Annotated in this window: 13 protein-coding genes; 8 read left to right on the top strand and 5 right to left on the bottom strand. The window is 36.4% G+C overall.

The window, feature by feature from the left end:
* Positions 1-26: 26 nt before the first annotated feature.
* Both BW951_RS15630 and BW951_RS15635 read right to left on the bottom strand, forming a co-directional pair.
* The gene (locus BW951_RS15630; RefSeq protein WP_076394562.1) at positions 27-590 is read right to left on the bottom strand and encodes a YdcF family protein; all 564 of its coding nucleotides are present in this window, start codon (positions 588-590) and stop codon (positions 27-29) included.
* Positions 591-593: 3 nt separating this feature from the next.
* A complete protein-coding gene (locus tag BW951_RS15635; protein ID WP_228427552.1) occupies positions 594-2,075 on the bottom strand; it encodes a S41 family peptidase in 1,482 nt (493 codons plus the stop codon).
* Between the two features lie 628 nt (positions 2,076-2,703).
* On the opposite strand from BW951_RS15635, the gene BW951_RS15640 reads away from it, so the two are divergent.
* Entirely contained in the window at positions 2,704-3,807 is a 1,104-nt protein-coding gene (locus BW951_RS15640) for an MBL fold metallo-hydrolase (protein WP_076394566.1), read from the top strand.
* 1 nt (position 3,808) lies between these two features.
* Here the strand turns inward: BW951_RS15640 and BW951_RS15645 are convergent, their stop codons facing one another.
* A complete protein-coding gene (locus BW951_RS15645) occupies positions 3,809-4,096 on the bottom strand; it encodes a GNAT family N-acetyltransferase (protein WP_076394568.1) in 288 nt (95 codons plus the stop codon).
* Between the two features lie 247 nt (positions 4,097-4,343).
* Between BW951_RS15645 and BW951_RS15650 the strand changes: the two genes are divergently transcribed.
* The 4 genes from BW951_RS15650 to BW951_RS15665 all read left to right on the top strand — a co-directional run bounded on the left by BW951_RS15650 (position 4,344) and on the right by BW951_RS15665 (position 8,122).
* A complete protein-coding gene (locus tag BW951_RS15650; protein ID WP_139326179.1) occupies positions 4,344-4,655 on the top strand; it encodes a hypothetical protein in 312 nt (103 codons plus the stop codon).
* A gap of 217 nt (positions 4,656-4,872) precedes the next feature.
* Entirely contained in the window at positions 4,873-5,766 is an 894-nt protein-coding gene (locus BW951_RS15655) for a helix-turn-helix domain-containing protein (protein ID WP_076394570.1), read from the top strand.
* Between the two features lie 88 nt (positions 5,767-5,854).
* The gene (locus BW951_RS15660) at positions 5,855-6,856 is read left to right on the top strand and encodes an aldo/keto reductase (RefSeq protein ID WP_076394572.1); all 1,002 of its coding nucleotides are present in this window, start codon (positions 5,855-5,857) and stop codon (positions 6,854-6,856) included.
* Between the two features lie 75 nt (positions 6,857-6,931).
* Positions 6,932-8,122, top strand: a complete 1,191-nt coding sequence (locus BW951_RS15665) for an MFS transporter (protein ID WP_076394574.1) — start codon at positions 6,932-6,934, stop codon at positions 8,120-8,122.
* 150 nt (positions 8,123-8,272) lie between these two features.
* Here BW951_RS15665 and BW951_RS15670 read toward each other — a convergent pair whose 3' ends face one another.
* Together BW951_RS15670 and BW951_RS15675 are read right to left on the bottom strand one after the other, a co-directional pair.
* A complete protein-coding gene (locus BW951_RS15670) occupies positions 8,273-9,388 on the bottom strand; it encodes a cadherin repeat domain-containing protein (protein WP_076394576.1) in 1,116 nt (371 codons plus the stop codon).
* A 15-nt stretch (positions 9,389-9,403) separates the two neighbouring features.
* The gene (locus BW951_RS15675; RefSeq protein ID WP_076394578.1) at positions 9,404-9,856 is read right to left on the bottom strand and encodes a T9SS type A sorting domain-containing protein; all 453 of its coding nucleotides are present in this window, start codon (positions 9,854-9,856) and stop codon (positions 9,404-9,406) included.
* Positions 9,857-10,018: 162 nt separating this feature from the next.
* Here BW951_RS15675 and tpx point away from each other — a divergent pair, with 162 nt between their 5' ends.
* The 3 genes from tpx (at position 10,019) to BW951_RS15690 (ending at position 12,612) form a co-directional block, all read left to right on the top strand.
* Positions 10,019-10,516 carry a thiol peroxidase gene (tpx, locus tag BW951_RS15680; RefSeq protein ID WP_076394580.1) on the top strand — a complete coding sequence of 166 codons (498 nt, stop codon included), beginning with the start codon at positions 10,019-10,021 and terminating at the stop codon, positions 10,514-10,516.
* A 121-nt stretch (positions 10,517-10,637) separates the two neighbouring features.
* On the top strand, positions 10,638-11,849 hold the full coding sequence (locus tag BW951_RS15685; RefSeq protein WP_076394582.1) for a DUF763 domain-containing protein: 1,212 nt from the start codon (positions 10,638-10,640) through the stop codon (positions 11,847-11,849).
* 172 nt (positions 11,850-12,021) lie between these two features.
* A complete protein-coding gene (locus tag BW951_RS15690; protein ID WP_076394584.1) occupies positions 12,022-12,612 on the top strand; it encodes a Crp/Fnr family transcriptional regulator in 591 nt (196 codons plus the stop codon).
* Positions 12,613-12,650: the final 38 nt, after the last annotated feature.

Here is a 12,650-nt window from a genome sequence, read left to right on the forward strand (position 1 = left end):
TTCGGCGGCGAAGCCGCCGAAAACCTTTACTGCGTATAATAAGCCGGAAATTCACGCAAAATCGAATACAGATCCCGCCATTCAAAATAAGCCGGACTTGCCGAACTTACTTCTTCAAAGCCTTGATCTTCAAACAGTTTTTTGGTTCGGGTAACATGGAAATATTGGGAAACAACGATAATGCTCTTAAAATGTAATTTGGGTTCAAGTTTAAGCGTATTTTCAACGGTCAATCTTGTGTTATCTCCTTTATTGTCAACGATAATTACAGAATCAGGAATTCCTTTGCTAAGGAGAAACTCTTTCATTTTATCCCCTTCGTAAAATCCTTCCTTTCCCAATCCGCCACTCACGAGAATCTTTTGGATTCTGTGTTGCTGATACAACGCAATTCCGGTTTCCAGACGTTTTTCAAGCCTTGTCGATAAAGTCCCGTCTTCATTCACTTTATTTCCCAGAATAACGGCAAGATCGGCACGTTTTCCCTGATCAGAAAAACCATCAGTGATAATATAAATGGAGTGAATGATAAACCATAAAAACAGAGCAGTAGCTATGATTTTTAAGATTTTTAAAATACTTTTTGACATCAGTTATGGACGTTTTTCTTTTTCAATTTCGTTGATTATCCAATCCAGTTGCGGATCTTTTTTCTCAAGAATATCCTCCATGGTTTCAGAAACTTTTACATCCGGAACAACACCCTTTTGAGTATCAGTAAACGTAATATTGGGCTGTACCAGAAGAACACCGATGGGCAGATCGATCTTGGAATTAGGCAGCGTTTGAAAAGAATAAAATCCCGCAACCGTACCGTCATTAGCTCCTCCGGTTTCCTCACCTACAAGAACTGCTTTCTTATCATTTTTAAGCTTTGAGGTTAAAATAGAAGAAGCTGAAAAACTCGAGCCATTAATCAGCACAAAAACTTTACCTTTAAAAACATCATTTTTAGGTTTAGATACTTTGTCGGCTCTCGTTTTGTAATAAAATTTGCCGTCTTTTTTATACGTGCTGAAAGTCTGTCCGAAGAAAAATGCAGGATACATCAATGTTTTGAAAGCATACTGCAAAAAACCGGATTTTCTGAAATAATTGGTTTTCAGAGGCGACGATTTCGAGATTACCTGTGACGGTTTTATCAGCGTGTACGGCTCAGAACTAAGATAAGAATACAGATTATTAATTTCTTCAAGCGAACCTCCGTAATTGTTCCGAATATCAATAATTAAATATTTTGCATCCGCTTTTTTAATCTTTCTGAACGTTTCTTTATAAAACTTCGAAGAAAAAACACCCGAAAAACTTTTCACCTGAATGTAAGCAATTGTACTGTCCTGATCTAAAAATTTAAAATTCCGGTTATAAGAATTGCTCAAAGCAACATAATCATTTACTTTTTTCTCCTGCGTCCGCTTTTTGTTTTCCTGGTCTTTCTTGAGATCCTCGTCAGATTTTGATTCCCTTGTGAGTTCATAAGTCCTCTTTTCTCCATGATAAAGCGTTTCCAGAGTTGCGCGGTCTTCGTAGCCTTTTTCCGCAACATAATAATTGAAGAAAACATCTTTCAGGAAATAAGGCTGAAAAGTCGTGTTGAAACCATCACTGCTGATCAGTTTTTTATACCGTTTAATATATTCAGAAACAGGAACCTTATCAATCAAGAGAATTTCTGTTCCCGGCTTTATATTTTGGATCGAATCTTTATTTTCGATAATGTAAAGCCTGTCGTTTTTCACATAATATTCAAAACGGCTGAACATTCCTTTTTTCCCTTCCAGTGCTTTAATTTCTTTTTTGTTAATTCTTTTAGACGGAATTCTCAGCGAAAGATGACCTTCCCTTATTTCGGCAATTACAGGCTGCAATTTAAAATAAAACTGAAGCGGCGTAAGCGGCTCCTGAATCGTTTGTTTAAGACTGTCAAACTTAAAATCCAGTGTTTCCTTGGTGATGTACCAATACAGATTTGGGTGCGTTTCCTTCAGTTTAGAATACGCAAAATCAATATCCTCTTTCAGTTTTTCGGGGGAAATACATACTTTCTGCTGCTCATTGTGCTTTTTTACAGACACACAAGAGCATAGCGAGACAATTAATACTAATATGAAATAATTTCTGAGGCGCATTTTCAATTTTACCAATGCTAAAATAATTACTTTACCCCAATGAATTGTTGATGTTTACCATAAACAACTAAAATACTTAAAATTTTAACATATTTCAAATTAAATAAAGCATTTTGGACTTCGCCACTTTGTATTATTAAAATGAAGTTGTTTAAATTCATTTTAAATTTAACCTCAAAAGGGATGTTAATATGCAAATTATTTTTTAAATTTGTTTAAACTATTTTTTGGGAAAACTATTGTTTATCCCGTTCAGACAGGCGAAACCCTGTCTGTATTTTTATTTTCTTCATAATTGATATTGAATTCTTCCTCTTTTTTCCATTTAAGTATTCAACTTAAAAAACTAAAGTGTTACAATCTTTTGCATCTTTTGCGGTAAAAAAGTTTAGACAAGTTTAATAAATGAAACGCAATTGCGAACAAAAAATATTCATAAAAACTCCGAGCAAAAAACTTTGCGAATTTGACGTTAAAAACAATTACTAAAAATTATTCAGATAAAAAATAAAGGAATTTCAGTTTTAAATCGTCATAGCTTATAAAGTCATACATTTGACAATTATTTTAAGAAATGGTTTATACAATTATTGCAGTTGCAGTTGCAGTTTTAGTGGTTTTATTATATTTCGTAATTACAGGACAGGAAGTCTTTGGTGCGGAAGCAAAAGGAGAGAGGTTAAAAAGAATGCAGCAGTCCGCTCATTACAGAGACGGTCAGTTTCAGAACCTCAGCGAAACCCCCTCTCTTGCAGAAGGGTATTCCATGCCTAAAGTAATGTTCGATTTCTTTTTTGCTAAAAAAAATCCGCTTTTGAAACCACTGAAGAATATTCCATCCATTCATACAGATTTAAAAAATCTTCCTAAAAATGAAGATATTTTTGTGTGGTTGGGACATTCTTCGTATTACATTCAGACTGATGGCGTTTCATTTCTTATAGATCCGGTGTTAAGTTCTTACGGTTCGCCGTTTAAGTTTTTCAACAAAGCCTTTTCCGGAGCTGATATTTTTAAGCCAGAAGGTATTCCGGAGCTTGATTATCTGGTGATTACCCACGATCATTACGACCATCTGGATTATCCTACGGTAAAAGCCATTAAAAATAAAGTAAAAAAGGTCATTTTACCATTGGGAGTTGGCGCACATCTGGAAAGATGGGGATATCAACCGGAACAGTTAATAGAAGAAGAGTGGGGAAGTGAAGTTGTTTTAAAAAATAATATCAAAATAATTTATACCCCTGCAAGACATTTTTCAGGAAGAAAAGTAAAACGAAATGTCACACTCTGGACTTCCTATGTTCTGGAAACTCCAACAAAGAAACTGTTTTTAGGCGGAGACAGCGGCTACGATACCCATTTCAAAATGATCGGTGAAAAATACGGACCTTTCGATTATGCATTTATGGAGAACGGACAGTATAATGAAGCATGGAAATACATTCATGCGTTGCCGGAAGACGTTATTCAGGCAAGTATCGAGGTAAAAGCAAAAAATATCATTCCGGTGCATTCGTCCAAATTCGCATTGGCACTCCACGCTTGGAACGAACCGCTGGAAAAAGTAACGAAGCTCGGAAAAGATAAAAATCTTAATATTTTAACACCCATGATCGGCGAACCTGTTGATCTGAATGCTTCAGATAATAAGTTCAGAGTCTGGTGGAAAGACTAATTTACGCGTGCCAAATGTCTTTGTAACGGGCAGGATGATTTTCAAACTGCTGTCTTACAAAATCACATTCAGGATCTACCAGAAGATCTTTTTCTTCGGCATAGCGAACAAGTTCGTCAAGAAGCATTTTGGCATAACCATTCCCCTCATGCTCCTCTTCAAGTTTGGTGTAGTAGACAATTAAAAGTCTGCCGTCGATCTCAATGGACATATAGCCCGACTTTTTTCCGTCAATAAGTATCTGCAATTCATCCTGATACGGAGATACTTCAAATTTTATATTTTCCATACAATTGAGATTTTTCGGTGATTGAAAAAGATTGGAGAACTTTTCTCCTTTTAAAATTACAAATTAAAACTGAAATCTGCGAAAATTTTAAGAATTTTTAAAACCGTTAAGAAAAATTTATGAATAGATTATAAATGTAAGGAAATCAATGATTTATATATGGTTTGATGATCTTTAAAAATGATTAAAAATATTTTGGCATTCAAATTGAAAATTTCTGTACAGTAGAATTTAAATTGAATGAAAGATGAAAAAGTTAATCATAACAATAATGTTGGTAGGAACTTTTGGTTTATCCTACGCACAGACAGATTATTACAACGATTACAGAAGAAGCATTACCGATGTTAACTGGCAGAGTGTAATTTCAGATCTGGTGCTTTCAACAACACAGGCAAACCAGATTTATGCACTGAACGACCGTTACAGAGATTATGATTCCTGGAACAGCGTATATGATAATAATCCTGATCGATGGAGAAATGACCGTTATGTAGAGTTGGAAAGGATTTTAGGAAGGGATAAATATGCTAAGTTTATAAAGGACAAAATCCTGTAGCAGTTTACAATAGGAATAAAAATAATGACAAACGCTATAAACACATGGATAAAAAAGCCAAAGTTTACAGGCACAAACACGGAAAAGGTCATCATTAAAACCAATTAATCAATTATATTTAATCTTAAATGGCTGGTCGAAAGATCAGTCGTTTTTATTTTATCTATGATGATTATTTCATGATTAGATTTATGTTTGAATTTTATAATTTTGAAGCATGGAATCTAATGAAACCGTAAAAGGATTTTACCAGCGCGTCGGTCTGGAATGTATAAAAACTCCCGGAGTAGGACATTTTAATGTCTTTTCACGCGAAAACTGTTCTCTTATTACGCCATACAGCAGAAGAGATTATTATAAAATTTCTCTGATTATCGGGAAAGGAAAGCTGCATTATGCCGATAAATGGATCTATGTGGATCAGCCGGCTTTGCTCTTTTCGAATCCGGTAATTCCTTATTCTTGGGAAGCAGAAGACAATGATCAGAAAGGTTTTTTCTGCCTCTTTACAGATCATTTTGTGCATGACGGAAACCGTCTGGGAAATCTTCAGGATTCCCAGCTCTTCAAAATTGGCGGAACTCCCGTCTTCTTTATCAATGAAGAACAGCAGAAAACCTTTGCCGATATCTTTATTAAAATGATGAACGAAATTCAGTCTGATTATCTTCACAAATATGATATGCTGCGTGCTTACCTTCATCTTCTGATCCACGAAACGATGAAAATGCATCCTGCGGAAAATTTTGAACCTTATCAGAATGCTTCGCAAAGAGTTGCTTCCTTATTCATGGAATTACTGGAAAGACAATTTCCGATTGACAGTCCCGAAAGATTTCTAAAACTCAAAAGTCCGGTGGATTATGCAGAAAGTCTTTCCATTCACGTCAATTCATTAAACCGTTCCGTAAAGGAAATTACGGGAAAAACGACAAGTCAGCAGATTGCGGCTAGAATTATTCAGGAAGCTCATGCCTTATTAAAACATACCGACTGGAATGTTTCTGAAATTGCCTACGGATTAGGCTTTGAAGAACCGGCTTATTTTACCAATTATTTTAAGAAACAAACCGGAATGACGCCCAATGCAGTAAGAACTGCGCTTGTTTGAATTTTATAATTCTTCGTTTGAATTCTATATTGAAATCATTCAGCGGCTGTTATAATTTTGTACTGTAACTTTAAAATCACAAGCTATCATGAAATTTAGAAAATTAGGAAACACCGGAAAAGAATTATCAGCCATCGGTTTGGGATGTATGGGAATGAGCTTTGCTTACGGACCCACAGATGAACAGGAAAGCATCAAAACCCTTCATAAATCGCTAGATCTGGGGATCAACTTTTGGGATACAGCCGATATGTATGCCAACGGAGAAAATGAAAAATTAATTTCAAAAGTTTTGGTTCCGAACCGTGACAAAATTTTTATCGCAACCAAATTCGGATTCCGTTTTAAAGACGGACAAGCCGGTCACAGTGGCGCTCCGGGAACGTATTTTGACGGTTCGCCGGAATGGATTAAAAAGGCAGTGGATTTAAGTCTTCAGCGCCTCAAAATTGATGAAATTGATTTGTATTATGCGCACAGAGTAGACCCGAATATTCCTGTGGAAGAAACGGTAGGTGCAATGGCAGATTTGGTAAAGGCTGGAAAAGTAAAATATTTAGGTTTATCCGAAGCTTCTGCGGAATCGATCAGAAAAGCACATAAAATTCATCCGATTACCGCGCTGCAGTCAGAATATTCCCTGCTTACGAAAGATGTCGAGCGTGAAATTCTGCCTGTAATCCGTGAACTGGGAATCACTTTAGTTCCTTATTCACCTTTAGCACGGGGACTTTTTTCAAATATTAATGAAGTTCAGAACTTTACGGATGGAGATTTCAGAAAATCTTTACCGCGTTATCAGGAAAAATATCTTGAAAATAACAGAAATTTAGCACAGGAAATCAATGATTTTGCTGCTTCAAAAGGCGTAAAAGGAACTCAGCTTGCTTTAGCATGGGTTCTGAATCAGGGAGAGGATATCATTCCGATTCCGGGAACGAAACGCATCCAATATTTAGAAGAAAATATTGAAGCAACCAAAATTGAGCTTTCAGAATCTGATCTGAAAACAATAGATTCTATCTTAAATAAATATCCCGACGTTGGTGAAAGATACAGCGAAGGATCAATGAAATTAGTCAATAATTAAAATTGCATGAATTCAGATTTTCAGGATCTTTTTCCGGAAATCTGGATTTTCAATTGATAATTTTTAACATCAGTAATGGTTACCCTTAAAGAAAAAAACAAATTTATTGCTACGGTTTTAGCATTTGCCGTTATTCCGATGTCCGGACTGGCAACGGATATTTATCTGCCTTCTATGCCGAGTATGGCAACGGAACTGCATCAGACGGAAAGCAATATTCAGCTTACTTTATCCATATTTTTAATCAGCTACGGTCTTACCCAGTTTTTCGCCGGAAGTATTGTAGATTCTTTCGGAAGATATAAAGTTTCCATGATTTCTCTGGCACTTTTTGTCGCCTCTTTTTTAATTACCGCTACAACGCAGAATATTTTTGTGATCTATGCAATGCGTGTTTTGCAGGGTGTTTTGTCTGGCTTTGCAGTCGTTGCCAAAAGAGCTTTTTTTGTGGATGTTTATGAAGGAGAAGAGCGGAAACATTATCTCAGCATCATGACGATTGTCTGGTCGGTTGGACCTATTGTTGCACCGTTTATCGGAGGATATCTGCAGAAAAACTTTGGATGGCAGTCAAATTTTTACGTTTTGGCAGGGTACAGTTTGTTATTGCTGATTCTTGAATTTATATTCTCTGGTGAAACATTAAAAAAGAGAAATCCATTTCATTTGGAATTTCTGATTAAAGAATATAATTCCATGTTCAAAGCTAAAGATTTTTTCTACGGAATGATTATGTGCGGCTTGAGCTACTCAATGATTATGTTTTTTAATCTTTGTGGTTCCTTTATTATTGAGCATAAAATGGGCTATTCCGAAGTTGTGGCAGGATATGTTTCTCTCATTCTCGGTTTTGCATGGATGACGGGCGGATTTTTAGGAAAGGCATTGATTAACAAAGCTTTTTTACCGAAAATAAGAAACGCTAACTTTATTCAGTTGCTTCTGATTGCTGTTATGTTTGCCGCTTCCTCTTTCTCCAATAATATTTACAGTCTGGTTGCGTTTGCTTTTTTAATTCACGTAACAGCAGGATTTATTTTCAACAATTATTTTTCCTACTGTATCGGAAGGTTTCCCAATTCTGCCGGAATTGCAGGAGGTTTGACGGGTGGAGTAGCCTTCATTATTACTTCAGCATTGAGCTATGGAATTGCCGCATTCATAAAACCTCAGGTTCAGCTTCAGGTTGCGGAAGGTTATTTTATTCTGGGACTTTTAGGACTGTTTATTTTAAGCATGATTAAATTCAGAAAAGCTCATGCTTAGAAGTTTATATTTATTTAAATTTTCCACGACATAGTTTTTATAATAAATCCTCTCTTTTCGGGAGGATTTGTTTTTATCTTCCGTGTTTTAATACAAAAAGCCCCTTTATGAAAGGAGCTTCTGTTAAATTATGAATAGATAATTTATTGCTTATATTTGTGTGATTGTATAAGTTCCGGTTGCATCGAAATTAAGGCCAAATTCAATTTTAAAGTTTTTAGGAGTAGAAGTGAGATTTGGGAAATTGATCGCTGCTCCGCTTACATCAAATGATCCATCGTTTAAATTATCACCTAAATCTTCGGGTTCAATACCATTTGGAGCCAATTGAATATAAAAAGAGCCACCGTTAGTATTCGTAACACCATAAACATTTATGGTGAATTTACCGGTTGCGGTACTATAAGTTACATTGGTTGTAGGTGGTGTTCCGTTTGTTGAAGTGAACTGTAATTTTGGAACAAAATTCTCAAAATTAACTCCAATAGTTGTTACAGTAACAAAACCTGTATAAATCTGATAAAATCCGTTAGAAGTTACATTATAACTGCTTCCATTTGCTACAATTGATCCGTAAGAATCAGAACCGTAAGTCTGTGCTCCATTACCAGGGGAAGACAAAAACTTAATCTGAGTATTTGCCTGAAGGTATTTGTATCCGAACTTAGGAATTCCATTTCCTCTTAAAAGTTCTGCAGTTGATGGATTAAACGAATTATATGATCCATACATATACAAATTGGAAGGTACTGTATTTCCTGCAGAGCTGGAATTTGTAGGTAAGCTTAAAGTCCCGGAATCATTCACTCCTAAAGTATAACTTGTTCCATTAGGAGAAGTTAGCGTAATTCCCTGTCCTGCTCCTGTTACAACTGTTTTACTCACTTGTGCATAAGGCACACTCATCAACTGATTTACCCCGACATTCGTATAATTAGAACCTCCTGCAGGATCCATTTCTACCTTAACAAATTTGGCGTTGGTTCCCCAGTTGATCGCTCCAAAGTTTCCTGTAGTAGCCGTTCCCTGTCCGATGTTCAGATTTACCAGACCTTTAGCGTTGGTAGTTTTGTTTTGAGTTTCTGTATATAAAACCGTTCCGTTGGCTGCATTATCCAGGATGCTGATTCTCAAAGAAACGTTTCCGTTAGCAATCGGAGCTCCTGCCGCATTAAAAGCAATCGTCTGATAGCTGAAAGCCTGCGGAACCTGCGCACTTACTAAACTTGCTAAAAATAATCCTATAGTTGCGTAAAGCTTTTTCATGTTCAAATAGTTTTTTTAAGGTTTTTTGATAATTTTAATAGGTTTGATGTCGGAGTTTTTGAAAACGATCATATAAACTCCCTGTTGAAGATGTCTTAAATCCAGTTGTTCAGCATCTAACTTGGTTTTAAAAACAAGCTTTCCCGAAAGATCATAAATTTCCGCACCTTCGATTTTTGATTTTGAATTCAGTTTAACGTAAATGAAATCAGCAGTAGGATTCGGATAAATTTTCACATGGTCTTTTTCAAGTTCTGAAACACCCAAAACCTGTAAAACAGACTGGTAAAACATTCCCATTGTTCCGGAATTCGCTTTGTCAGGATCTGTAGGAATCACATAAATTTCTCCCACCGAATGCGTAAAGTTATCCGCAGAAACCGCTCCCGAGTTCATATTCCCTATCACAGACTGGGCAAAACCAAAAAAAGGAACTCCGAATAAGAATAGAGTAATTTTTTTTCTCATGGTCAATAATTTTAAGGATTGCGAATATAAATAAATTTTTGATTATAAAGATGGTTTTCAGATTTATGTCATTTTATTTTTTGTTTAAGTATTTTTAATCATTATTTGGATAGATAATTTTTCTTTTTTAGTTAAATTTGAAAAACAATAAAAAAATAAATTATGTCAAGTATTACATTAAAAGGAAACGTAGTAAATACAATAGGAAGTTTACCATCAGTAGGAAGCACAATTAAAGACTTTGCTTTGGTAGATTCAGGACTGAATGTAAAAACTCTGGAGACTTTCGAAGGAAAAAAGAAAGTATTTAATATTTTTCCAAGTATTGATACTCCTACTTGCGCATCATCCGCAAGAAAGTTTAATGAAGAAGCTTCAGCTTTAGAAAATACAGTCGTTATTAATGTATCTAAAGATTTACCTTTTGCTTTGGGAAGATTCTGCGCTGCGGAAGGTCTGAACAATGTAGAAACCCTTTCTGATTTCAGAAGCAGTTTTGGAGACGATTATGAAGTAACGATTACAGACTCTCCGATGAAAGGTCTTTTAAGCCGTGCGGTTATTGTAGCAGATGAAAACAATAAAGTGGTTTATACAGAGCAGGTTTCAGAAATTGCAGATGAACCGGATTATGAGGCTGCATTAGCTGCGTTGAAGTAAAAACCGATCCATAAAAAATCGGAGTCCTGCACAGTCTGCAGGACTTTTTTCTTTCCTATTTTCCATAAAATTCCTGATCACAATCATTAAAAATTAAAAACTTTCCGCTTACCTTTACATCATGAAACGTTCCGGAACCGCAGATTTACCCCTTCACTATGGCAAAGTACCGCCCTGGCTTTACGAACGGATGTCGATCCTCGGTCTTTCTATCGTTGAGGTTATTCTCATGGAGTATGGTAAAGACGAAGTTCTCCGCCGACTGGCAGATCCTTTCTGGTTTCAGAGTTTTGGCGCGGTGATGGGAATGGACTGGCATTCTTCAGGAATTACAACTTCCGTAATGGGCGCTTTGAAGCGTTCCATCAATCCGAATTCCCAGTCGTTAGGATTGTATATTTGTGGCGGAAAAGGAAAATTTTCCCGCGAAACACCTTCAGAACTCCTTCAGATTGCCGATAAAACGGGTTTAAACGGAAATGATCTTGTAAAAGCCAGCAAACTTTCGGCGAAAGTAGATAACACCGCAATTCAGGATGGATATCACCTCTATCTGCATAATTTTATTTTGTCGGATAACGGAAACTGGAGTGTTGTTCAGCAGGGAATGCACGAATCGGACGGAACCGCAAGACGCTATCATTGGCATTCAGGAAATATAAAATCCTTTGTGGAAGAACCTCACACCGGAATCAACGGAATTTCAAGAGGAACCATTTTAAATCTTACAGATGCGGAAGCTTCCGGGAACAGAAAAGGAATTTTAGAAATTTCCCATACCGATTCTGCCGAAATTATGAGTGATTTTTCAAGGCTAATTCTTCCCAATCATCACGATGTTCAGGCTTCTGATGTTGATTTGAAACGTCTCGGAGCGCTTTTATATGTAACCCGAGAGCAGCAACCGCAAAATTTTGAAGAGTTGCTGATGTTGGAAGGTGTCGGTCCGAGAACCATGCAGTCTTTGGCTTTGGTAAGCGAAGTCATTCACGGTGCGCCGTCAAGATTCAAAGATCCGGCGAGATTCTCTTTTGCGCATGGCGGAAAAGACGGTCATCCGTTTCCGGTTCCTACCAAAGTCTATGATGAAAGCTTACAGATTCTAAAATCAGGAATTGAAAAATCTAAACTTGGCAATTCAGACAAGTTAAAAACCTTAAACAAGTTACATCAGATTATCGAATCAACTGAAAAGGATTTTACTCCCGATTTTGATATTCAGGAAGTAATTGAAGAAGAAAGACAGAATTCCTGGCGTTTTGGAGGTAAAACCGTTTTCGGAGATGCTCAGAAACCTTCGAATCCCAAACCTATTCAGCTTTCTCTGTTTTAAAATCTGTTAATAATCAAATATATTTGTTATCCTAACAGAACAAAGTGGATTGAAGCATCTCAAAGTAAGAGCGTGATTAGTTTATGATCCCGCAAATCTTCACTTTATGTAAGAATTACTTCATCAGTTCCAATAAAAATTCTATTTTTAAAACTTCAAAAACATTTACATGATGAGCAATAAAGCCTTAGAAATCTGCTACGATTTCCCTTTTTTCCTTGATGATGAGCTTCAGGAGATATTTCAGGCGCATGAAAAAGTCCTTTTTCACAAAGGAGATTTCATTCTGGAAGAAGGAAAAACTGCCAACGAATATTATATTCTGGAGAAAGGTCTGGCTCGCTCATTTGTCAACGATTTTAACGGAAATGAAGTAACGATCAACTTTTTTGTTGAAAATGAAATCATCATCGAAGTTTCTTCACTGTTTCAGAGAATTCCCACTCAGGAAAATATTGTCTGCATTACAGACTGCGAATGCTGGAAGTTTGATTTTGAGACTTTTCAGGAATTGTTTCATAAAATTCCGAACCTCAGAGAATGGGGAAGAGCCTGGATGTCGCAGCAGCTTTTCATCGGGAAACAGCGTTCCGTAGAGATGTTTACCCTTTCCGCAACCAAACGTTATCTCAATCTTTTAGAACAGAAACCTCACGTTGTGCAGTTTGCTCCCTTGAAGCAGATAGCCTCATTTTTAGGCGTTACAGACACTTCTTTGAGCAGAATTCGTAAAGAACTGGTTTCCCATCCAAAGAAAATTTAAATCTTGTCTTATGGCAAGTTGATTTTTATTTTAACTTG

Source organism: Chryseobacterium gambrini (genome assembly GCF_900156825.1).
Classification (GTDB): Bacteria; Bacteroidota; Bacteroidia; order Flavobacteriales; family Weeksellaceae; genus Chryseobacterium; species Chryseobacterium gambrini.

Bases quoted from the DNA above. Each gene is read 5' to 3' on its own strand.
- tpx (WP_076394580.1), top strand. From the start codon at position 10,019: ATGTCAAGTATTACATTAAAAGGAAACGTAGTAAATACAATAGGAAGT.
- BW951_RS15630 (WP_076394562.1), bottom strand. From the start codon at position 590: ATGTCAAAAAGTATTTTAAAAATCTTAAAAATCATAGCTACTGCTCTG.
- BW951_RS15690 (WP_076394584.1), top strand. From the start codon at position 12,022: ATGAGCAATAAAGCCTTAGAAATCTGCTACGATTTCCCTTTTTTCCTT.
- BW951_RS15660 (WP_076394572.1), top strand. From the start codon at position 5,855: ATGAAATTTAGAAAATTAGGAAACACCGGAAAAGAATTATCAGCCATC.
- BW951_RS15640 (WP_076394566.1), top strand. From the start codon at position 2,704: ATGGTTTATACAATTATTGCAGTTGCAGTTGCAGTTTTAGTGGTTTTA.
- BW951_RS15665 (WP_076394574.1), top strand. From the start codon at position 6,932: ATGGTTACCCTTAAAGAAAAAAACAAATTTATTGCTACGGTTTTAGCA.
- BW951_RS15655 (WP_076394570.1), top strand. From the start codon at position 4,873: ATGGAATCTAATGAAACCGTAAAAGGATTTTACCAGCGCGTCGGTCTG.
- BW951_RS15685 (WP_076394582.1), top strand. From the start codon at position 10,638: ATGAAACGTTCCGGAACCGCAGATTTACCCCTTCACTATGGCAAAGTA.
- BW951_RS15670 (WP_076394576.1), bottom strand. From the start codon at position 9,388: ATGAAAAAGCTTTACGCAACTATAGGATTATTTTTAGCAAGTTTAGTA.
- BW951_RS15675 (WP_076394578.1), bottom strand. From the start codon at position 9,856: ATGAGAAAAAAAATTACTCTATTCTTATTCGGAGTTCCTTTTTTTGGT.
- BW951_RS15645 (WP_076394568.1), bottom strand. From the start codon at position 4,096: ATGGAAAATATAAAATTTGAAGTATCTCCGTATCAGGATGAATTGCAG.
- BW951_RS15650 (WP_139326179.1), top strand. From the start codon at position 4,344: ATGAAAAAGTTAATCATAACAATAATGTTGGTAGGAACTTTTGGTTTA.